We start from the raw sequence: 19523 nt of genomic DNA, 5'->3' as shown, positions 1-19523 counted from the left end.
CTACAATCACGCTGCGGACGCTGAATGCAACGCCATAACCCCGAGGTCGGAAGGCCAGGATGCAGCGGATCGCAGGCATGAAAAAGCCCGCCGAAGGGCGGGCTCTTTCTCACCTGGGGAACGGGCCGCCAGCGGCCCGTGCCATCAGTAACCGAGGGCGAAATCTTCCTCGGCCATCTCCATCAGGTTGTTGGCGCCGGACAGCATGGCGGCGACGTGGGCGCGGGTACGCGGCAGGATGCGCTGGAAGTAGAAGCGCGCGGTCTGCAGCTTGGCCTTGTAGAAGGCTTCCTCGCCGGTGCCGGCGGCCAGCTTCTCGGCGGCCAGGCGCGCCATGTCGGCCCAGAAGTAGGCCAGGCAGGCGTAGCCGGAGTACATCAGGTAGTCCACCGAAGCGGCGCCGACTTCCTCGCGATCCTTCATGGCGGCCATGCCGACCTTCATGGTCAGGTCGCCCCACTCCTTGTTCAGCTGCGCCAGCGGAGCGACGAATTCCTTGACGGCTTCGTTGGCTTCGTTGGCCTGGCAGAACTTGTGCACGATCTTGGTGAAGCCCTTCAGCGCCTCGCCCTGGGTCATCAGCACCTTGCGACCCAGCAGGTCGAGGGCCTGAACGCCGGTGGTGCCTTCGTACAGCATCGAGATGCGGCTGTCGCGGACGTTCTGCTCCATGCCGTGCTCGGCGATGAAACCGTGGCCACCGAAGATCTGCACGCCGTGGTTGGCGGACTCGAAGCCGACTTCGGTCATGAACGCCTTGGCGATCGGCGTGAGGAAGGCCAGCATCGAGTCGGCGGCTTTCTTCTGCTCTTCGTCCTGGCTGCGCTGGACGATGTCGACCTGCTTGGCGGCGAAGTACAGCATCGCGCGGTTGCCTTCGGCGAAGGCCTTCATGGTCAGCAGCATGCGGCGCACGTCAGGATGCACGATGATCGGGTCGGCAGGCTTCTCGGGCGCCTTCGGACCGGTCAGCGAGCGCATCTGCAGACGCTCGCGAGCATAGGCGATGCCGCCCTGGAAACCGACTTCGGCGTGGGCCAGGCCTTGCAGCGCGGTACCCAGGCGAGCGGTGTTCATGAAGGTGAACATGCAGTTCAGGCCCTTGTTCGGCGGGCCGATCAGGAAGCCGGTGGCGGCGTCGAAGTTCATCACGCAGGTGGCGTTGCCGTGGATGCCCATCTTGTGCTCGATGGAGCCGCAGGAAACCGCGTTGCGCTCGCCGGCGTTGCCTTCGGCGTTGGGCAGGAACTTCGGCACGATGAACAGCGAGATGCCCTTGGTGCCCTGCGGGGCGTCGGGCAGGCGGGCCAGGACGATATGGACGATGTTGTCGGCCATGTCGTGCTCGCCGGCGGAGATGAAGATCTTGGTGCCGGTGACCTTGTAGCTGCCGTCGGCCTGCGGCTCGGCCTTGGTGCGCAGCATGCCCAGGTCGGTGCCGCAGTGCGGCTCGGTCAGGCACATGGTGCCGGTCCACTCGCCGGAGACCAGCTTGGTCAGGTAGGTCGCCTGCTGCTCGGCGGTGCCGTGGGCATGCAGGGTGTTCATGGCGCCGTGGGACAGGCCCGGGTACATGCCCCAGGACCAGTTGGCCTGGCCGACCATCTCGCTGATGGCCAGCCCGAGGGATTCCGGCAGACCCTGGCCGCCGTGCTCGACGTCATGGGCCAGGCTCGGCCAGCCGCCTTCGACGAACTGCTGGTAGGCCTCCTTGAAGCCGGTCGGGGTCTTCACGCCGTCGGCGCTCCAGGTGCAGCCTTCCAGGTCGCCAACGCGGTTCAGCGGAGCGATCACCTGTTCGCAGAACTTCGCACCTTCCTCGAGGATGGCGTTGACCATGTCGGGAGTCGCGTCTTCGGCGCCCGGCAGGCTCTGGTAGTGCGCTTCGTAGCCCAGCAGCTCGTCGCGAACGAAACGGATATCACGCAAGGGGGCCTTGTAATCAGGCATAGCAGTCAACCTCTACGAAGGGTTCTGGTTAATCGGCGACCGGACGGATGTCCAGAGTCTGCGGTCGCAGTGCGGGATCGCTCCCGGTCGCCTTGCCGGACGCACTCATGCGTCCCGACTCTCAAACAGGCGTTTGAAACATACGTTTACGCCAATCCCTTGTCAAGCATCCGAACCGACCGCTCGGTCATGCCCGAAATCACTGGCTGCAACGACCATCCAAAGCGCTTTCGTCTCTCTCAGTAAAGCCCATGGCGAAGCGCCCGGCAGGCTTCAGGGGCCGCCGGGTGACAGTCGGAAAAGAAAGAGTCGGGGGCGACCGCTGCCGGCCACCAGGGAGTCAGGCGTGGGTGTCGATCAGGGTGCCGAGGGTCTCGTCGGCTACCTCGATGACCCGGGCGCCGCTCTGCGCCTCGAGGTTGCCGCGGGTCAGCTCGACCATCTGCTCGGCCTGGGGCGAACGGGCCTCCACGGTGTTGCGGGCGATCTCGCTGCCGGCCTGGGCGACGCGGGCGCTACCCGACTGCACCGCATTGAGGCCACTGACGAAAGCGTTGCCGGAAATTTCCACCCTCTACTCCTGGGGACGCGCACGCGCCGCTACGATAGCAAGTGGCTTCTATTCAAGCAGACTTGGCCGGCGCTGGGTACCGCCCGTTGGTTATGGACGGCCCGCTGTTTATAGCCCGATGCCCAGGGGCCGCAGGTCGAGGTGCGCGGCCACGGCCTCGGGAGTGGCTTCCTCCAGGCGCGGTACCCGGCCCAGGCAGGGCGCCGGCAGGCGCTCGGCGAGGGTCGCCAGGTTCTCCTCCAGGCGCGAGGTAGCCGGGTCGACCACGTTGGCCACCCAGCCGGCCAGCGCCAGGCCGTCGCCCAGGATCGCCTCGGCGCTGAGCAGCGCATGGTTGATACAGCCCAGGCGCACGCCGACCACCAGCACCACCGGCAGCGCCAGCAGGCGCGCCAGGTCGGAGAGGTTCTCGCGACCCTGCAACGGCACGCGCCAACCGCCGGCGCCCTCCACCAGGGTGAGATCGGCCTGTAGCGCCAGCACCTCGCGCACCGCCTCGTGCAAGCGTGCGGCGCTCAGTTCGACGCCGGCCTCGCGCGCCGCCAGGTGCGGGGCGATGGCCGGCGCGAAGGCCAGCGGGTTGACCTGCTCGTAGGCCAGCGCCAGCGAACACTGGCCGAGCAACGCCAGCGCGTCGCCATTGCGCAGGCCTTGCGCCGTGGGCTCGCAGCCGGAGGCCACCGGCTTCGCCGCGGCGGTGCTCAGGCCGGCACGCCGGGCCGCGTGGAGCAGGCCGGCGGCGATGGTGGTCTTGCCGATCTCGGTGTCGGTACCGGTGACGAAGAACGCCGGCATGGTTCAGGAATCCTTGCGCAGCACGCCGAAGACGACGCGGTAGGTAGCGGGCAGCCCCTCGGGCTGGCGGAAACGCTCGTAGGCGGCGACCAGCGCGCGGATGCGCTGGCGCCCGGTCAGGCCGTCGGGCCGCCCGGGGTTGAGGTTGTGCGCGCCCAGCGCCTTGAGTTCGTGGGTCAGGCTGCGCAGGTCGGGGAAATGCAGGACCCGGTCCTCGTGGCGCAGGGTCAGCGGCAGCAGACCGCTGCCGGCCGCGTGTTGCAGGTAGTCGGCGAAGGCGCGGAAGCGATTGACGTGGACGAAGCCGTCCACCACCCGCCAACTGTCGCGCAACTCGCCCAGGGTACCGACGCACAGGCTGCTGAACGCCAGCACGCCGCCCGGCCGCAGGACCCGCCGCGCCTCGGCCAGGACCGCCGGGAGGTCGGCGCACCACTGGATGGCCAGGCTGGAGAACAGCAGGTCGCAACTGCCGTCGCGCAACGGCAGCCTCTCGGCGTCGCCGCCGATGAAATGGCTGGCGCCGCCGCGCGCGCGGGCATGCCGCAGCATGCCTTCGGCGATGTCCACAGCCAGGCCCTCGGCCGCGCCAAAGCGGCGTTCCAGGGCCCGGCTGAAATGACCGGTGCCGCAGCCGAGATCGACCCAGCGGCGCGGCGAGAAGCCTTCCGGCAATGCCGACAGCAGGCTCTCGCCGACGCCGCGCTGGAGTTCGGCCACCGCGTCGTAGCTGGCCGCCGCGCGGGAAAACGACGCGGCGACCCGGCGCTTGTCGGGCAGCGCGGCAACGCCATGGGGCGCCAGCAGCGGCGCGGAATCGTCAGGCATCGTCACCCTCGCGAAGGAATCTCAGGATTGCGCTGGCCACCTCGTCCGGGCATTCCAGCGGCAGGCCGTGGCTGGCCGCCAGGGTCGAGACCTCGACGTCCGGCAGCCACTCGAGCAGGGCCTCGGCGGCGGCCACCGGCACCAGCGCATCGGCTTCGGCGAACAGATGCAATTGCGGCCCGCGGAAGTTTTCCAGGGCGGCCCGGGTATCCAGTTGGCCGAGCAACTGCAGGCCGGCGACCAGCGCCTCGCGCTCCAGCTGCGGCAGAGCCACCTGCAGTTGCCGCGCCAGGGTCCGAGGGTCGCGCGCACCCTGGCTGACCAGCAGGGTGAAACGCTTGCGGGTCAGGTGCGGTTCGAGCAGGAAAGCCTCGAAGAAGTCCTCGAAGGTTTCCGCCGGCATCGCGTTCGGCCAGTCCTCGCGCACACGGAAGCACGGATTGCTGGCCAGGGTCAGCAGGCCCCGGCAATCGTCGCCGCGGCGCGCCGCCAGTTCGCCGGCGAGCATGCCACCCAGCGACCAGCCGGCCAGCCAGCTATCGCGCGGCAGGTTGTCGTCGAGTTCGTCGAGCCAGTCGGCGGCATCGTCCAGCGACGGCAGCGGCTCGATCAACACGTTCAGGTGCGGCTCGCGCTCGTGCAGCGCGTCGCGCAGCGGTTCCAGCGGTGCGCTGCCCAGGCCCCAGCCCGGCAACAGGATCAGGTGGTCACGCATCGTCTCCCTCCTCGGCTTCGATCTCTGCCAGAAGGCTAGACGACAGCTGTCGCCAGCTTTCGCCGAGGGCTTCGAGCAAGCGGTCGACCTGCGCTTCGCTGTGCGCGGCGGACAGCGTGACGCGCAGCCGCGCGCTGTTGGCCGGCACGGTTGGCGGGCGGATCGCGCCGACCATGATGCCGCGGGCTCGAAGCATGCCGGCCAGGGCCACGGCCTGGCGGCTGCCGCCGACCAGGATCGGCTGGATCGGCGTGAAGCTGTCCATCAGGGTCAGGCCAAGCGCCTCGGCGCCATGGCGGAAACGGGCGATCAGCGCCGCCAGGTGTTGCCGCCGCCAGCTTTCGCGGCGCAGCAGCTCCAGGCTCTTCAGGGTGGCGCAGGCCACCGCTGGCGGCTGGCTGGTGGTGTAGATGTAGGGCCGGGCGTACTGGATCAGGGTCTCGATCAGTTCCTCGCTGCCCGCTACGAAGGCGCCGGCGGTACCGAAACCCTTGCCGAGGGTGCCGATCAGCACCGGCACCTGCTCCTGGCCGAGGCCGAAGTGTTCGACGATCCCGCCGCCGCTGGCGCCCAGCGGGCCGAAGCCATGCGCGTCGTCGACCATCAGCCAGGCGCCGCGGGCCTGCGCGACGGCGGCCAGGGCCGGCAGGTCGGCGAGATTGCCGTCCATGCTGAAGACCCCATCGGTGACCACCAGGGTATTGCCCTCGGCCTTGTCCAGGCGCGCGGCGAGGCTTGCCGGGTCGTTGTGCAGGTAGCGCGAGAAACGCGCGCCGGAGAGCAATCCGGCATCCAGCAGCGAAGCGTGGTTGAGGCGGTCCTCCAGCACCGTGTCGCCCTTGCCGACCAGCGCGGTCACCGCGCCAAGGTTGGCCATGTAGCCGGTGGAGAACAGCAGCGCGCGCGGCCGCCCGGTGAATTCGGCGAGGGCCAGCTCCAGTTCGTGGTGCGGACCGCTGTGGCCGACCACCAGGTGCGAGGCGCCGCCGCCCACGCCCCAGCGCTCGGCGCCGGCGCGTAACGCGGCGATCACTTCGGGATGATTGGCCAGGCCGAGGTAGTCGTTGGAACAGAAGGCCAGCAGCGGCTGGCCGTCGACCACGACGTCCGGGCCCTGGGCCGACTCCAGCAGCGGCCGCTGGCGGTAGAGGTCTTCCGCGCGCCGGCTGGCGAGGCGGGAAGCGAGATCGAAGGACATGGCAGGTCGCTCGTGTTGCTGGACGGACGCAGGCGCACCCGTCCACGCAGGGCCGACATCAGCGGCTGCAACGAAGGGACGGCGGCGCCCTCCCTTCCAGTATGGTCAGGCGGAAGCGGCGTTATAGAACAGCTTCGATTCGCGTTGTTCCACCAACGCCTGCTCGATGGCGGCCTGGTGCACTTCGTCGGCGTGCTCTTCGCGCTCTTCCGGCTTGATGCCGAGACGGGCGAACAACTGCATGTCCTTTTCGGCCTGCGGGTTCTTCGTGGTCAGCAGCTTTTCGCCGTAAAAGATCGAGTTGGCCCCGGCCATGAAGGCCAGCGCCTGCATCTGCTCGTTCATCTGCTCGCGGCCGGCGGACAGGCGCACGTGGGACTTCGGCATCATGATCCGGGCCACCGCCAGGGTGCGGATGAAGTCGAAGGGATCGACGTCCTTCTCTTCCGCCAGGGGCGTGCCCTTGACCTTCACCAGCATGTTGATCGGCACCGACTCCGGGTGCTCCGGCAGGTTCGCCAACTGGATCAGCAGGCCGGCGCGGTCGTCCACCGACTCGCCCATGCCGAGGATGCCGCCGGAGCAGATCTTCATCCCCGCCTCGCGCACGTAGGCCAGGGTCTGCAGGCGCTCGCTGTAGGTGCGGGTGGTGATGATGTTGCCGTAGAACTCCGGCGAGGTATCCAGGTTGTGGTTGTAGTAGTCGAGGCCGGCGTCCGCCAGCGCCTGGGTCTGTTCCTGGGTCAGGCGGCCGAGGGTCATGCAGGTCTCCAGGCCGAGCTTCTTCACGCCCTTGACCATCTCCAGGACGTAGGGCATGTCCTTGGCCGACGGGTGCTTCCAGGCAGCGCCCATGCAGAAGCGGGTCGAACCGATGGCCTTGGCCTCGGCCGCCGCCTCGAGGACCTTCTGCACCTCCATCAGCTTCTCCTTGTCCAGGCCGGTGTTGTAGTGGCCGGACTGCGGGCAGTACTTGCAGTCCTCGGGACAGGCGCCGGTCTTGATCGACAGCAGCGTCGAGACCTGTACGCGGTTCGGGTCGAAGTACGCGCGATGCACCGTCTGCGCCTGGAACAGCAGGTCGTTGAACGGCTGCTCGAACAGGGCACGGACTTCGGCGAGGGACCAGTCGTGACGGGTGGCGACGGAAGCGGTTGCACTCATGGGGAAGATTCCTTCGACGCTTGCATGGCGCCTTTTGTCGGGGAGCCCCGGCACGCCGGGGTCAGGCTTAAGGGGCATCATAAGTGGCTCTAGGACGCTGTCAACCCAGACCAGGACACAGGTATACATCTGATCAATATTTGATCATTTCATCGGCGATCGTCGCCCCTGAGCATTTCACCCAAGACACTCGACTTCGGCCTACTTCAAGCGCTTCAAGCCGCCACCAACCAGACCATCAAGGAGAAGCCTTTCCAGATCACTGCAAGCAAGAACTGCATAGCGCCTATGGCCTGGGAGCCCTTCTGAGTCCCGTGAACTCTTCCAGCACCGTAGGCGACACGTTGGTGCCGGGAGACAACAAGTCCGTAGGCATCACCGTGCTCAGGCAAGAAGACCGTCGCATCGTCCCCTTCAACAAAGAATTCCAATTGGTGGAACACAGCAAAGACCAGGTCGTGGTGAAGAACTTCCTGGCCCAACTGAAATGGATGACCAACGCACCTACGTTGGGTCGATTCAATGCCACCGCTGCGATAGATATCTACTACAAGTGAGCGGGAGGCCGCTTCGCAGACGGAAGCGGCCGGTATCGACGACTCAGCGCAGGAAGAAGTGCTGGAGTCGTTGCACTTGCCAGTTGTAACGGCGACGCGCCTCGAGACCTTCCTCCAGGCTGACGGCGACGAAACGCGCCTTCTGGTTCGGTTGCATCTGCGCCAGCCGGTTCAGGTCGGGGCTGATCACCGTGCCCAGCGTGGCATATCCCCCACCGGACACCGCATCACGATGCAGGACGATGGGTTCGAGCCCGCCCGGTACCTGGATCGAGCCGATGGGATAGCAGGCGTCGACGATGTTGGACGGGTCCGAGCCTGCGCCGAATGGCTGTTCGCGCGGCTCGAACCGGAGCGCCGTGCCGCCCTTGAAGCGGTAGCCGGTGCGGTCCGCCTCCGAGCCGACGGTCCAGGTCTCGGCGAAGAAACGCTCGACCGCGTCGGGGGTCAGGCGATGGACGTAGAGCCCGGGAACCACCCGCAAGCTCACCTCGCCACCGACCTCCACCTGCAACGAGCGCGGCAGCGCCAAGCCCTCCACGGCAGAGGGCGAGGCAGGCCCCAGGGGCAGCAGGTCGCCCTCCGCCAGTCGCCGTCCCTGCAAGCCACCGATCGCCCCCAGACCGTAGGTCGAACGGCTGCCCAGCACCTCGGGTACCGCGATGCCGCCGTCGATGGCGAGATAGCCACGGGCGCCGGCACGGATGAAGTCGAACCCCAGTACCTGGCCGGCGCGAACCCGGAAGGAAGTATCCAGCGGCATCTCCGCGCCCTCCAGGCGAGGCGTCATGCGCGCCCCGCACACGGCCACCAGGGCGTCGCGCTGGAACTCCAGCTGCGGACCCAGCAGCGCGCACTCCAGCACGGCGGCGGTCGGTGCGTTGCCCACCAGCAGGTTGGCCGCGCGCAGGGCGTACTGGTCGAGCGCGCCGGACGGCGGGATACCCAGGTGATAGTGGCCTTCGCGGCCGGCGTCCTGCACCGAGGTGGCAAGGCCGGGCTTGAGCACCTTAATCGACATACAGCACCTCCTGCAGACGTTGCGTGCAGCCTCGCGGATCGGCGAGGAACGCGTCGAGATCGAAACTCACCGGACGGATGCGCAGGTCGAATGTGCCCGCTTCGACTTCGGCCGCCATGCGCTCGTATTCGGTCCGCTCGATGGGGCGGAACTGGACGATGTCGCCAGCGCGGAAGAACACCATCGATTCCTCGAGATAGGGCAGGCCCTGGCGGGGATCGAAGATCGGCGCCGGAGTCACGCCGAACATCTGGTAGCCGCCGGCACCGCGCACCGAATAGATGCAGCCGAAGCAACCGCCGTGGCCGAGGGTCAGCTTCGGCGTGTCGATGCGCGGACGCAGGTACTTGGGCACCTGCAACTGCCGTTCGCGCTCGACCATCTGGTACATGAACGGCAGGCCGGCGACGAAACCGACCATCGAGACGAACCACGGCGTGCCGCTGTGCGCCTGGATGAACGCCTGCACGTCGGCGTAGCCGTTGATCCGCGCGGCGTACTCGAGGTCGGTGGAGTCCGGGTCCTGGTGACGGTCGCGGAAGCGCATCAGGGTCTCGTGGGTCCAGGGATCGTTGTACAACACCGGCACTTCGACGATACGCGTCTCGATGCTGCGCGCGGCGACCGCCTCGGCTTCCAGGCCGCGCACGGTCTCCAGCAGCGCCTCCGGGGCCAGCCGGTCGGGGTCGAAGCGGACCTGGAACGAGGCGTTGGCCAGGCACACGTCGAGCACCCCGGGCAATTGCAGGGCCTCGATCGCGCGGGTGATCGCCATGCCGCGAAAGAAGGCTTCCAGCGACATGGCTTCGGCGACCTCGGCGAACAGGTGCTCGTCGCCGCCGAAGCTGTAGCGGATGTTGGCGTGCATCTCAAACCTCCTGCGCGGCGGCGGTCCGCTCGGCGAGCCAGGTTTCCAGGGTAGCGGTATCGAACTGCGCGGCCTGTACCCGCGCATCGGCGAGCAGCCAGCGGTGCAGCGGCAGGGTAGTGGCCATGCCGGCCAGCACGGTGCGCTCCAGCGCCTGGCGCGCGCGGGCGAACGCTTCGTCGCGGTCGCGACCATGGACGATCAGCTTGGCCAGCAACGAATCGTAGTACGGCGGCACCCGGTAGCCGGGATACAGGTGGCTGTCCACTCGCACGCCCTCGCCCTGCGGCCATTCCAGGCGCTCCACGGTGCCGGGGCTGGGGAAGAAATTGCGCGCCGGGTCTTCGGCGTTGATCCGCATCTCCAGCGCCGCGCCGTTCAGGCGAATGTCCTCCTGGCGCCAGGGCAGCGCCTCGCCGGCGGCGATGCGCAGCATGGCCTGGACCAGGTCGATGCCGGTGACCATCTCGCTGACCGGATGCTCGACCTGGATACGGGTGTTCATCTCGATGAAGAAGAACTCGCCGCTGTGCGCGTCGAACAGGTATTCCAGGGTGCCCGCGCCACGATAGCCGAGACTCTGCGCCAGGCGCACGGCGCTCTCGCAGAGGGCCTGGCGCTGCGCGCCGTCCAGCGCCGCCGAAGGTGCCTCCTCGAAGACCTTCTGGCGCCGCCGCTGCAGCGAGCATTCGCGTTCGAACAGATGCACCGCGCGCTCGCCATCGCCGAGGATCTGCACTTCGATGTGCCGCGCCTGGCGGATGAAGCGCTCCAGGTACACCGCCGGCGAACCGAAGGCGGCCTGCGCCTCGCGCTGGGCGATGGGGAATTCCCGACGCAGTTCGTCGGCGTCGTGGGCGATACGGATGCCACGCCCGCCGCCGCCAGCGGAGGCCTTGACCAGCAGCGGATAGCCGACCTCTTCGGCGCAGGCCAGCGCCGCGTCGAGGTCGTCCAGCTCGCCGGGCGAGCCCGGCACCACCGGCACCCCGGCGGCCATCGCGGTACGCCGCGCCTCGGCCTTGTCGCCCATGCGGCGGATGGTCTGCGCATCCGGACCGACGAAGACCAGTCCGGCCGCCTGCACCGCTTCGGCGAAGGCAGGGTTCTCGGAGAGGAAACCGTAGCCGGGATGGATCGAGTCGGCACCGGTTTCCCGCGCCGCCATGAGAATCGCCTCGATATCCAGGTAGCTCCGCTCGGCCCGCGCAGGGCCGATCAGACGTACCTCATCGGCCAGCCGCGCGGCCAGCGAATCGCGATCCGCCTCGCTGCACACCGCTACCGTGGGAATGCCCAGTGCCTGCGCGGCGCGGATGATGCGCACGGCGATCTCGCCGCGATTGGCCACCAGCAGCTTGTTCAGTCGCTTGTGCATGGCGTCCTCCTCAGGTAGCGCTGGCGATCACCGCCAGCACCTGTCCCGGCTCGATGGCCTCGCCATCTTCCACGTGGAACGCCTGGAGTATGCCGGCCTGCCCGGCCTGCACTTCGGAAAACTGCTTCATCACCTCGATCAGCCCGATCACGCTGCCGGCCTCGACCGCCTGCCCGACCTCCGCGTAGGGTGGCGCGTCGGGGCTGGCCTTGCGATAGAAGGTGCCGGGCAAGGGGGACTGCACGTTATGTTCGGCCATGACGAATCCTCATTATTCGAACGTTGTAGGAAATGGCAGAAAAGCTTGTCGCGAGGCTCGCCGAGGCGAGCGGCGCTCAACGCGGCGCCTTGATGCGGATGCCGGCGCCTTCCAGGCGCGCGCGGGTGCTGGCGACCAGCTCCAGGGCGCCGGGGGTGTCGCTGTGGATGCACACCGAGTCGAAGGCGATGTCGAGGTCCTCGCCCTCGACGGTGCGCACCTTGCCCTCGCGGCAGGCGCGCAGGACCTTGTCGGCGACCTGTTGCGGATCGAGGGCGGCGACCCGCCGGGTGAAGACGATGGAGCCGCTGCGGTCGTAGTCGCGGTCGGCGTAGAACTCGCGCACCAGCGGCTGGCCCAGTTCCCGACCGATGCGCCAGGTGGCCGAACCGGGCATGCAATAGAGCAGAAGTTCCGGTTCCAGGCGTTGCAGGGTCTCGACGAACAGGCGCGCGGCGGCCTCGTCGCGCGCCAGGTGCATGTAGAGCGCGCCGTGGGGCTTGACGTGTTGCAGCGACAGGCCCTGCAGCCGGGCGAATTCGCGCAGGGCGCCAAGCTGGTAGAGCATGTCGTTGACCAGCTCGATGGCCGGCGCGGCGATGTGCCGGCGACCGAAGCCGACCAGGTCGCGGAAGCCCGGATGGACGCCGATGGCCACGCCATGCTCGGCGGCCATCTCCACGGTGCGGCGCATGCTGCTCGGGTCGCCGGCATGGAAACCGGTGGCGATGTTGGCGCTGCTGATCAGCGGCATGATCGCCGCGTCCACGCCATCGCCGATGGTCCATGGGCCGAAGCCTTCGCCCATGTCGGAATTGAGGTCGACTTCAGTCATTGCCGGCTGGCCTCATCTGCCTTGTTGTTGGATGGAGCCACGGTAAAAGCCGGGAAAGGTATTGGGTAGATTTATTATTCGATAGACTGGTTTCTGAAAAACAAATACCTCTTCCGGATGCTGCCCATGGCCCTGACCCTCCGCCAGGTTCGCTACTTCATCGCCACCGCCGAGTTCGGCCAGATCTCCCAGGCCGCCATCCACCTGAACATCTCGCAGTCGGCGGTGACCAGCGCGATCCAGGAACTGGAGGGCATGCTCGGCGTCGCCCTGTTCACCCGCACGGCCCAGGGCATGAACCTGACCGACAGCGGCCGGCACTTCCTCAACCACGCCTATTCGATCCAGCGCAGCGTCGACGACGCGCTCAACAGCCCGCAACCGGACACCCGGGTCGACGGCACCCTGAAGGTCGCCGCCAGCTATACCGTGATGGGCTATTTCCTCCCCCACCACCTGCAACGCCTGGCGCAGTGGTACCCGGAACTGGAGCTGCAACTGTTCGAGGACGAGCGCGCCAGCATCGAGCGCGGCCTCCTCGACGGTCGCTACGACATCGCCGTGCTGCTCACCGGCAATCTCACCGAGCCCGGGATCGCCGCCGAAACCCTGTTCAACTCCGAGCGCCGGTTGTGGCTGCCCAGCCGCCATCCGCTGGGCGAGAAGGCCGACCTGGGCCTGGCCGACGTGGCCGGCGAGCCCTACATCATGCTCACCGTCGACGAGGCCGGGCAGAGCGCGCTGCGCTACTGGCAACAGAGCGGCCACCGGCCGCAGGTGATCCTCCATACCAGTTCGGTGGAAGCGGTGCGCAGCATGGTCGCCAACGGCTCCGGCGTGGCCATCCTCTCCGATCTGGTGTACCGGCCCTGGTCGCTGGAAGGCAAACGCATCGAGACGCTATCGCTGGTCGACCCGGTGCCGTCGATGAGCGTCGGCCTGGCCTGGCGCCGCGACACCGAAGCGAGCGCCGGGATGCGCGCGTTCCGCGAATACTTCCGCCAGTCGTTCCTCGCTCCGCAGCAAAGCAGCAGCCGGCGCTGAACCCGGCGGCTAATCTCTGATCCAACGCTGGGAACACTCAGGACAGGACACTCATGGGTACAGAAGGCTTTTTCGACGGACTGGGCGAGATGCTGGGCAGGGCGATCCGCTTCGTGGTGGACCTGCTCTCCGGCCTGCTGGGCGGCATCTGGGGCGCCATGGACGACTTCCTCCACGGCCTGGCCAGGGCCATCGGCATGGACGCATCGCTGTTCAGCTTCGTCTTCCTGGTGCTCGGCCTGTTGCTGCTCTACAGCGGCATACGCGCCTTCATGCGCCGCTCGATAGTCGGCGGGGTGATCTGGACGGTGCTCGGCCTGATCGTCATGAGCTGGCTCATCCACTGATCCACGCGTCGGCCGTTTCCGCAAGGAGCGAAGGAAGGTTTCGGTTATCCACAGGCGAGTTCCGAACCCGCTGGCAACGGCTGGTCGGCGGCGCGCGCCTGCGGTTGCATGGTGCGACATCCGCCAGGAAGTCCCGCCATGTCGTTCCCGCTTCGTCCTCTCACGCGCTGGCTTTTGCCGCCGCCGGCCTGCCTGCTCTGCGCCGCCTGCAGCGACCAGCCGCCCCGCCCGCTGTGCCGCGCCTGTGCCGCCGACCTGCCCTGGTCGCGCCAGCAGTGCCGGCGCTGCGCCCTGCCCCTGCCGCTGGACGGCCAGGTGTGCGGCGAGTGCCTGCGCCGCCCGCCGGCCTATGAACAGGCGATCGCGCCCTGGCGCTACGCCTTTCCGCTCGACAGCCTGATCAACCGCTTCAAGCACCAGGCGGCCTGGCCGCTGGGGCGGCTGCTCGGCGAGTTGCTGGCGGAACACCTGCGGCAACGCTACGCCGAAGGCCTGCCGCGCCCGGCACGCCTGCTGCCGGTCCCGCTGGCGCCACGGCGCGAACGTCGGCGCGGCTTCAACCAGGCGCAACAGCTCGCCGAGCGACTGGCCGGCGAGCTGGACCTGCGCTGCGATCCGCACAGCCTGCGGCGAGTGCTGGATACTCCGGCCCAGCAGGGGCTGGACGCGACGGTGCGGCGGCGCAACCTGCGCCACGCCTTCGCCCTGGCGCCCGCCAGCGATGTTCGCGGGCTGCACCTGGCACTGGTGGACGACGTGCTCACCACCGGGGCCACCGCCGAGTGCCTTTCCCGTCTGTTGCGCCGGGCGGGCGCCGCGCGGGTCGACGTCTACTGCCTGGCGCGCACGCCGAAGCCCGGCTGAGCTGGGCTAAACTGCCGCGCAACCGATACGGGAGAGGATCCATGCGCGCACTGCTGGTCGTAGCCTGCCTGTTGCTCGGCGGTTGCAGCCACTTCGCCGAAGACGACTGGCTGGGCGAAGACAAGGCCCTGCATTTCGCCAGTTCCGCGGCCCTTGCCGCGGCGGGCATGCAGATGGCCCACGACCGCGGCCTGCACGGTGCTCGCCAGGCACGCTTCGGCCTGAGCTTCTCGCTCGCCTTCGGCGTCGGCAAGGAACTCTACGACAGCCGTTCCGCCGGCAGCGGCTGGAGCTGGAAGGACCTCGCCTGGGACCTGGCCGGCGCCGCCGCCGGCTACGGTCTCTACCAGGCCGCCGAGTGACGCCCTTGCGTTTTGCCCATGGCTGTTGGAGCCTTCGCCGTATACGTCCGCTCATAGCGAAGCTTCCATGTCCGCACTCTCCACTCTCGCCCAGCACGTCACCCGTCGCCCGCAACGCATCGCCCTGCTCGCGCAGATCGCCGAACTGGGCTCCATCACCCGTGCGGCGAAGGCCGTGGGCATCAGCTACAAGGGCGCCTGGGACGCCATCGACGAACTGAACAACCTGGCCGAGCGCCCGCTGGTCGAGCGTAGCGTCGGCGGCAAGGGCGGCGGCGGCGCCCGACTGACCGCCGAGGGCGAACGCCTGCTGGCTCTCTACCGGCGCCTGGAAGCCTTGCAAGCGCAGGTGTTGCAGGCCGCGGAAGACGCCGAGGACCTCAACCTGATCGGCCGCCTGATGCTCCGCACCAGCGCACGCAACCAATTGCACGGACGGGTCCTGTCGATCCATGGCGAAGGCTTCCACGACCGCATCGCCATCGAGCTGCCAGGCCAGCAACGCATCGAGGCGCTGATCACCCGCGCCAGCACCGAGCAACTCGAACTCGGTCGCGGCCGCCCGGTACTGGCGCTGATCAAGGCCGGCTGGCTGGACGTCGGGCTGGAACCGCGCGAGGACCAGCCGAACCAGTTGCACGGCACCCTGGAGGAAATCCTCGCGGCCAAGGCCGGTCCCAGCGAGGTGCGCATCGCCCTGGGCAGCGGTCTTACCCTCTGCGCGCTGCTGTCCGGCGAACGCCTGGCCAGCCTGGGGCTGAAGAAGGGCCAGAAGGTGATCGCCTCCTTCGATCCGGCCCAGGTCCTGCTCGGCACGCCGCTGTGAACCTGCCGGCCCGCGCCGGCTTGCGTACACTAGGGGTCTTTCGAGCCTTGGATGCCCCGTCATGTCCCATCCCTTCGACCAACTGACCCCCGACCTCGTCCTGGATGCCGTGGAAAGCCTCGGCTATCTCAGCGACGCACGGGTGCTGGCGCTCAACAGCTACGAAAACCGCGTGTACCAGGTCGGCATCGAGGACGGCGAGCCGCTGATCGCCAAGTTCTACCGACCGGACCGCTGGAGCGACGCGGCGATCCGCGAGGAGCACGCCTTCTCCGCCGAGCTGGCGGAATGCGAGGTGCCGGTGGTGGCGCCGCTGTCGCGCGACGGCGAAAGCCTGTTCGCATTCTCCGGCTTCCGCTTCGCCCTGTTCCCCCGGCGCGGCGGGCGCGCGCCCGAGCCGGGCAATCTCGACCAGCTCTACCGCCTCGGCCAGTTGCTCGGCCGCCTACACGCGGTCGGCGCCACGCGGCCGTTCGAGCACCGCGAGGCGCTCGCTGTGGATAACTTCGGCCACGCCTCGCTGGCCACCCTGCTGGAAGGCAATTTCATCCCCAGGAGCCTGCTGCCGGCCTACGAGTCGGTCGCCCGCGACCTGCTGAAACGCCTCGACGCCCTGTTCGCCGAGGTGCCCTACCAGCCGATCCGCCTGCACGGCGACTGCCATCCAGGCAACCTGCTGTGCCGCGACGAGGTCTACCACATGGTCGATCTCGACGACTGCCGCATGGGCCCGGCCCTCCAGGACCTGTGGATGATGCTCGCCGGCGAGCGCCACGAACGCCTGGCGCAGATTGCCGAACTGGTCGACGGCTACAACGAGTTCCACGACTTCGACCCGCGCCAACTACCGCTGCTCGAAGGCCTGCGCAGCCTCCGCCTGATGCACTACAGCGCCTGGCTCGCGCGGCGCTGGGACGACCCGGCGTTCCCGCCGAGCTTCCCCTGGTTCGGCAGCGAACGTTACTGGGGCGAGCAGGTGCTGGTGCTGCGCGAACAACTGGCGGCGCTGGACGAGGAACCGCTGCGGCTGTTCTGAGCCTCCTGCGGACAGGGCGAATGGCGCGCGGCGCTATCCGTCCCGCCGCGGGGCAGGCGAGGGAACGGCAAGTGTGCCGGTGCTTTTCCGCGGGAACTGTGCGCAGACAAGCCCGCCACCCCCCTACTAGAATTCACAGGTCATCCGCTCGTGCATGCCGTGCACGGCCATTCTTACCTGCCTGACGTTTCAAGGATTCTCCATGGCGACCGCCAACCTCCGTCGGGGCTATGTCCTCGGCCTGACGGCTTATGTGATCTGGGGATTGTTCCCGCTCTACTTCAAACTGCTCGAACGCATTCCCGCGGTGGAAATCATCGTCCAGCGCGCGGTCTGGTCGGCCCTGTTCGGCGCCGTCCTGCTGCTGCTCTGGAAGCACCCGGGCTGGTGGCGTGAGCTGCGCCAGAATCCGCAGCGCTTCGTCGTGCTGGCCGCCAGCGGACTGCTGATCGCCAGCAACTGGATGACCTATGTCTGGGCGGTGAACAACGGCCACATGCTGGAAGCCAGCCTGGGCTACTACATCAATCCGCTGATCAACGTGATGCTCGGCATGTTGCTGCTCAAGGAACGCCTGCGTCCCCTGCAATGGCTGGCGGTGGCCCTGGCTTCGCTGGGCGTGGCGCAGCAGGTCTGGCAACTCGGCAGCCTGCCCTGGGTGTCGCTGGTGCTGGCCCTGACCTTCGGCTTCTACGGCCTGATCCGCAAAAAGGCGCCGGTCGCCGCGCTACCCGGACTGGTGGTGGAAACCTGGCTGCTGCTGCCACTGGCGCTGGTCTGGTTGCTGTTGTTCGCCGACGGGCCGACCAGCGAAACGGCTTTCTGGAGCACCCCGGAAGCCCTGTGGGTGGTCGCCGCGGGCCCGGTGACGCTGGTTCCGCTGGTCTGCTTCAACGCTGCGGCAAGGCACCTGCCCTACGCCACCCTGGGCTTCCTGCAATACCTGGCACCGACGCTGGTCCTGCTACAGGCGATCCTGCTGTTCGGCGAGCACCTGGACTCCAGCCGCCTGACCGCCTTCGCTTTCATCTGGCTCGCCCTGGCCGTCTACAGCTTCGACGCCTGGCGCAGCCTGCGCCGCCTGCCGCAACCGGGCTGACGTTATCCCCAGGCTTGCGGAACTCCGCAAGCCTGGCGAAAAAACGCGCACTCCTTCCTAGCCCCTGTCAATACTGACGCTCAGCGATCCACCCCAGGCTTTTCCACAGGTTCATGCACGTACTTTGTGCATAGACCTGCCTTCTCCTCCCCGCAGGCGCGTGGATAACTGGTCGGAAGAAGCCCTGCAAAGCGCCTGATCAGTCTTTGAGCACACCGCTGTATGCCAGGATTACCAAGGGTTACAGCGATATACACAAGGCTTATCCACAAAGCTGCCCAAGGCTTTTGTGAGCAACTGTGGATGAACCGGAAAAGCCATCGATCAAAAAACGTACGGATTCTTGGAGTGCCGATGGATAAAGGCCTGCATGGATTCTTCCCCGGCTTACCCACAGACTGCTCCACGTTATTTGTGCACAGGGGCAATAACAGCGGCGAAGGTTAATCCACAAGCAAAAGCGCAAGAGAGGCTGCTCAGAAAACGATCAAACCCTTGTATCGCCCATGGATAAAGACCTGCAAGGTTATCCACACAGAATACCCACAGGCTGGTCCACCTGGCTTGGGAATAACCGCAACGTAGCTGGTCAAAAAACGCGCTACGACCTCCAAGCCTCGCGGCGCCTGGGTTTCAGGGTTTCACCCAAGGCTTTTCCACAGGCCCGTCCCCGGCTTTCCTGAACAACTTCAGGACGCGTCCAGCACCAACTCCACCATCAGGTCGTCGGCCAGGTCTTCCAGTCGCTCGCGCAGGGTGTCCAGCGACAGGGTCAGCGGCACCGCCAGCAGCGCATCGGCATGGAACAGCGGTTCGCTGCTCATCGGCGCCGGGCGCACTTCGGTGGACAGGCTCTCCAGGTTCACCCCGTGCTCGGCCAGCAACCGGGTGATGTCGCGCACGATACCGGGGCGGTCGTTGCCCACCAGGTCGAGGTGGATAGGCTTCCAGTTGCATACCGGCTCGATCCCGCTTTCCGCCAGGAGCACGCGAATGCCGTGGCTGGACAGGCCCTGTAGCCCTTCCACCAGTTCGTCGTAGCCCTCCGCCGGCACGGCCACCCGCAGTATCCCGGCGAACTGCCCGGCCATCCGCGACATGCGGCTTTCCAGCCAGTTGCCGCCGTGGGAGGCGATGCATTGGGCGATGCGCTCGACCAGGCCGGGATGGTCGGTGGCGATCACGGTCAGGACCAGGTGATCCATGAGCTTGCCTCCTGCTGGGACGAATGGGAGTTCAGAGCTGCAGCCAGTAAGTGTAGAACTGTTCGTCACGGACATAGCCGAGGCGCTCGTAGAGCGACTGCCCGGCGTGGTTGGTCTTCGCCGTCTCCAGTTGCAGGCCGCAGGCGCCCATGCTTTCGGCGAAACCCCGGGCCTGGTTCATCAGGGCCTCGCCGACGCCCTGGCGGCGCGCCTCCGGACGGACGTAGAGATCGCTGAGCAGCCACGAAGGTCGTAGCGCAAGGGAGGCGAACAGCGGATAGAGTTGGACGAAGCCCAGCGCCCGCGCCTCGGCATCCCTGGCCAGGAACAGGGTCGAATCGCCCTGGCGCAGGCGTTCGGCGAGGAATGCGCGGACCTGCTCTTCCGGCGCCGGCACTTCGTAGAAGTCGAGGTAGGCGGAAAACAGCGGAACCAGGTCGGCGAGATCGGCGAGGGATGCGGCATGGACGGGCATGGCGAGGCTCCTGGGGCGATTCCGGGAGTATAGGCAAGGCGCTCGCAGCGCAGTGAAACATCCTGCGACGCCGCGCCGCAGTTGGGCTCGCGATAAATCGTGTACTGTTTTTAGATTTATCTGGAA

At 67.3% G+C, this 19523-nt stretch carries 22 protein-coding genes; 8 read left to right on the top strand and 14 right to left on the bottom strand.

Features of this window, described 5'->3' with window-relative positions; genetic code table 11:
• Window positions 1-144: 144 nt before the first annotated feature.
• The 7 genes from VQ065_RS02865 to bioB all read right to left on the bottom strand — a co-directional run bounded on the left by VQ065_RS02865 (window position 145) and on the right by bioB (window position 7221).
• Window positions 145-1950 carry a phenylacyl-CoA dehydrogenase gene (locus VQ065_RS02865; protein ID WP_003084842.1) on the bottom strand — a complete coding sequence of 602 codons (1806 nt, stop codon included), beginning with the start codon at window positions 1948-1950 and terminating at the stop codon, window positions 145-147.
• Window positions 1951-2290: 340 nt separating this feature from the next.
• On the bottom strand, window positions 2291-2521 hold the full coding sequence (locus tag VQ065_RS02860) for a hypothetical protein (protein WP_003084835.1): 231 nt from the start codon (window positions 2519-2521) through the stop codon (window positions 2291-2293).
• Window positions 2522-2629: 108 nt separating this feature from the next.
• Window positions 2630-3316, bottom strand: a complete 687-nt coding sequence (bioD, locus tag VQ065_RS02855) for a dethiobiotin synthase (protein WP_014604093.1) — start codon at window positions 3314-3316, stop codon at window positions 2630-2632.
• A gap of 3 nt (window positions 3317-3319) precedes the next feature.
• The gene (bioC, locus tag VQ065_RS02850) at window positions 3320-4144 is read right to left on the bottom strand and encodes a malonyl-ACP O-methyltransferase BioC (RefSeq protein ID WP_003084830.1); all 825 of its coding nucleotides are present in this window, start codon (window positions 4142-4144) and stop codon (window positions 3320-3322) included.
• Complete coding sequence (locus VQ065_RS02845) at window positions 4137-4859, bottom strand: alpha/beta fold hydrolase (protein WP_003084828.1); 723 nt, start codon at window positions 4857-4859, stop codon at window positions 4137-4139. The genes bioC and VQ065_RS02845 overlap by 8 nt, the downstream gene beginning before the upstream one ends.
• Window positions 4852-6057, bottom strand: coding sequence for an 8-amino-7-oxononanoate synthase (gene bioF / locus VQ065_RS02840; RefSeq protein WP_003084826.1), 1206 nt, complete (start codon window positions 6055-6057; stop codon window positions 4852-4854). The genes VQ065_RS02845 and bioF overlap by 8 nt, the downstream gene beginning before the upstream one ends.
• A 105-nt stretch (window positions 6058-6162) precedes the next feature.
• Window positions 6163-7221: a biotin synthase BioB gene (bioB, locus tag VQ065_RS02835; RefSeq protein WP_003084824.1), complete on the bottom strand. Its 1059-nt coding sequence runs from the start codon at window positions 7219-7221 to the stop codon at window positions 6163-6165.
• A 314-nt stretch (window positions 7222-7535) separates the two neighbouring features.
• Here bioB and VQ065_RS02830 point away from each other — a divergent pair, with 314 nt between their 5' ends.
• A complete protein-coding gene (locus VQ065_RS02830; RefSeq protein WP_073650955.1) occupies window positions 7536-7778 on the top strand; it encodes a fimbrial protein in 243 nt (80 codons plus the stop codon).
• Between the two features lie 43 nt (window positions 7779-7821).
• On the opposite strand, the gene VQ065_RS02825 is transcribed toward VQ065_RS02830, so the two are convergent.
• The 5 genes from VQ065_RS02825 to VQ065_RS02805 form a co-directional block, all read right to left on the bottom strand.
• Complete coding sequence (locus VQ065_RS02825; RefSeq protein WP_003084819.1) at window positions 7822-8799, bottom strand: 5-oxoprolinase subunit C family protein; 978 nt, start codon at window positions 8797-8799, stop codon at window positions 7822-7824.
• Window positions 8789-9667, bottom strand: a complete 879-nt coding sequence (locus tag VQ065_RS02820; RefSeq protein ID WP_003084817.1) for a 5-oxoprolinase subunit B family protein — start codon at window positions 9665-9667, stop codon at window positions 8789-8791. The genes VQ065_RS02825 and VQ065_RS02820 overlap by 11 nt, the downstream gene beginning before the upstream one ends.
• A gap of 1 nt (window position 9668) precedes the next feature.
• Window positions 9669-11045, bottom strand: a complete 1377-nt coding sequence (locus tag VQ065_RS02815) for an acetyl-CoA carboxylase biotin carboxylase subunit (RefSeq protein WP_003084815.1) — start codon at window positions 11043-11045, stop codon at window positions 9669-9671.
• 10 nt (window positions 11046-11055) lie between these two features.
• Window positions 11056-11304 (bottom strand): acetyl-CoA carboxylase, encoded by a 249-nt coding sequence (locus VQ065_RS02810; RefSeq protein ID WP_003084813.1) that lies wholly within the window; start codon window positions 11302-11304, stop codon window positions 11056-11058.
• A gap of 76 nt (window positions 11305-11380) precedes the next feature.
• Entirely contained in the window at window positions 11381-12139 is a 759-nt protein-coding gene (locus VQ065_RS02805; RefSeq protein WP_003084810.1) for a 5-oxoprolinase subunit PxpA, read from the bottom strand.
• A 117-nt stretch (window positions 12140-12256) separates the two neighbouring features.
• On the opposite strand from VQ065_RS02805, the gene VQ065_RS02800 reads away from it, so the two are divergent.
• The 7 genes from VQ065_RS02800 to rarD all read left to right on the top strand — a co-directional run bounded on the left by VQ065_RS02800 (window position 12257) and on the right by rarD (window position 17717).
• The gene (locus tag VQ065_RS02800; protein WP_003129068.1) at window positions 12257-13183 is read left to right on the top strand and encodes a LysR family transcriptional regulator; all 927 of its coding nucleotides are present in this window, start codon (window positions 12257-12259) and stop codon (window positions 13181-13183) included.
• 53 nt (window positions 13184-13236) lie between these two features.
• Complete coding sequence (locus VQ065_RS02795) at window positions 13237-13530, top strand: hypothetical protein (protein WP_003084806.1); 294 nt, start codon at window positions 13237-13239, stop codon at window positions 13528-13530.
• A 138-nt stretch (window positions 13531-13668) separates the two neighbouring features.
• On the top strand, window positions 13669-14394 hold the full coding sequence (locus VQ065_RS02790; protein WP_014604095.1) for a ComF family protein: 726 nt from the start codon (window positions 13669-13671) through the stop codon (window positions 14392-14394).
• A 41-nt stretch (window positions 14395-14435) separates the two neighbouring features.
• A complete protein-coding gene (locus VQ065_RS02785) occupies window positions 14436-14756 on the top strand; it encodes a YfiM family lipoprotein (protein ID WP_003084799.1) in 321 nt (106 codons plus the stop codon).
• Window positions 14757-14823: 67 nt separating this feature from the next.
• A complete protein-coding gene (locus VQ065_RS02780; RefSeq protein ID WP_003084796.1) occupies window positions 14824-15582 on the top strand; it encodes a TOBE domain-containing protein in 759 nt (252 codons plus the stop codon).
• A 61-nt stretch (window positions 15583-15643) separates the two neighbouring features.
• A complete protein-coding gene (locus VQ065_RS02775) occupies window positions 15644-16618 on the top strand; it encodes a serine/threonine protein kinase (protein ID WP_003084794.1) in 975 nt (324 codons plus the stop codon).
• A gap of 202 nt (window positions 16619-16820) precedes the next feature.
• Window positions 16821-17717: an EamA family transporter RarD gene (rarD, locus tag VQ065_RS02770; RefSeq protein ID WP_003084792.1), complete on the top strand. Its 897-nt coding sequence runs from the start codon at window positions 16821-16823 to the stop codon at window positions 17715-17717.
• A gap of 689 nt (window positions 17718-18406) precedes the next feature.
• Here rarD and VQ065_RS02765 read toward each other — a convergent pair.
• The gene (locus tag VQ065_RS02765; protein ID WP_003084789.1) at window positions 18407-18922 is read right to left on the bottom strand and encodes a glycine cleavage system protein R; all 516 of its coding nucleotides are present in this window, start codon (window positions 18920-18922) and stop codon (window positions 18407-18409) included.
• Window positions 18923-18953: 31 nt separating this feature from the next.
• Window positions 18954-19397 carry a GNAT family N-acetyltransferase gene (locus tag VQ065_RS02760; RefSeq protein ID WP_003084786.1) on the bottom strand — a complete coding sequence of 148 codons (444 nt, stop codon included), beginning with the start codon at window positions 19395-19397 and terminating at the stop codon, window positions 18954-18956.
• Between the last annotated feature and the right edge of the window lie 126 nt (window positions 19398-19523).

It is taken from the genome of Pseudomonas sp. KBN10P06128 (assembly GCF_037574945.1).
Classification (GTDB): domain Bacteria; phylum Pseudomonadota; class Gammaproteobacteria; order Pseudomonadales; family Pseudomonadaceae; genus Pseudomonas; species Pseudomonas aeruginosa.
Note: the sequence above shows the minus strand (reverse complement) of the source record. Positions and strands in the feature narration are given on the sequence as shown.

Excerpts from the sequence above, each read along its gene's own strand:
- VQ065_RS02820 (WP_003084817.1), bottom strand. The coding sequence starts at position 9,667 with ATGCACGCCAACATCCGCTACAGCTTCGGCGGCGACGAGCACCTGTTC.
- VQ065_RS02780 (WP_003084796.1), top strand. The coding sequence starts at position 14,824 with ATGTCCGCACTCTCCACTCTCGCCCAGCACGTCACCCGTCGCCCGCAA.
- bioB (WP_003084824.1), bottom strand. The coding sequence starts at position 7,221 with ATGAGTGCAACCGCTTCCGTCGCCACCCGTCACGACTGGTCCCTCGCC.
- VQ065_RS02790 (WP_014604095.1), top strand. The coding sequence starts at position 13,669 with ATGTCGTTCCCGCTTCGTCCTCTCACGCGCTGGCTTTTGCCGCCGCCG.
- VQ065_RS02795 (WP_003084806.1), top strand. The coding sequence starts at position 13,237 with ATGGGTACAGAAGGCTTTTTCGACGGACTGGGCGAGATGCTGGGCAGG.
- VQ065_RS02845 (WP_003084828.1), bottom strand. The coding sequence starts at position 4,859 with ATGCGTGACCACCTGATCCTGTTGCCGGGCTGGGGCCTGGGCAGCGCA.
- VQ065_RS02800 (WP_003129068.1), top strand. The coding sequence starts at position 12,257 with ATGCTGCCCATGGCCCTGACCCTCCGCCAGGTTCGCTACTTCATCGCC.
- VQ065_RS02865 (WP_003084842.1), bottom strand. The coding sequence starts at position 1,950 with ATGCCTGATTACAAGGCCCCCTTGCGTGATATCCGTTTCGTTCGCGAC.
- VQ065_RS02775 (WP_003084794.1), top strand. The coding sequence starts at position 15,644 with ATGTCCCATCCCTTCGACCAACTGACCCCCGACCTCGTCCTGGATGCC.
- bioF (WP_003084826.1), bottom strand. The coding sequence starts at position 6,057 with ATGTCCTTCGATCTCGCTTCCCGCCTCGCCAGCCGGCGCGCGGAAGAC.
- VQ065_RS02760 (WP_003084786.1), bottom strand. The coding sequence starts at position 19,397 with ATGCCCGTCCATGCCGCATCCCTCGCCGATCTCGCCGACCTGGTTCCG.
- VQ065_RS02805 (WP_003084810.1), bottom strand. The coding sequence starts at position 12,139 with ATGACTGAAGTCGACCTCAATTCCGACATGGGCGAAGGCTTCGGCCCA.
- bioD (WP_014604093.1), bottom strand. The coding sequence starts at position 3,316 with ATGCCGGCGTTCTTCGTCACCGGTACCGACACCGAGATCGGCAAGACC.
- VQ065_RS02785 (WP_003084799.1), top strand. The coding sequence starts at position 14,436 with ATGCGCGCACTGCTGGTCGTAGCCTGCCTGTTGCTCGGCGGTTGCAGC.
- bioC (WP_003084830.1), bottom strand. The coding sequence starts at position 4,144 with ATGCCTGACGATTCCGCGCCGCTGCTGGCGCCCCATGGCGTTGCCGCG.
- VQ065_RS02810 (WP_003084813.1), bottom strand. The coding sequence starts at position 11,304 with ATGGCCGAACATAACGTGCAGTCCCCCTTGCCCGGCACCTTCTATCGC.
- rarD (WP_003084792.1), top strand. The coding sequence starts at position 16,821 with ATGGCGACCGCCAACCTCCGTCGGGGCTATGTCCTCGGCCTGACGGCT.
- VQ065_RS02765 (WP_003084789.1), bottom strand. The coding sequence starts at position 18,922 with ATGGATCACCTGGTCCTGACCGTGATCGCCACCGACCATCCCGGCCTG.
- VQ065_RS02815 (WP_003084815.1), bottom strand. The coding sequence starts at position 11,045 with ATGCACAAGCGACTGAACAAGCTGCTGGTGGCCAATCGCGGCGAGATC.
- VQ065_RS02825 (WP_003084819.1), bottom strand. The coding sequence starts at position 8,799 with ATGTCGATTAAGGTGCTCAAGCCCGGCCTTGCCACCTCGGTGCAGGAC.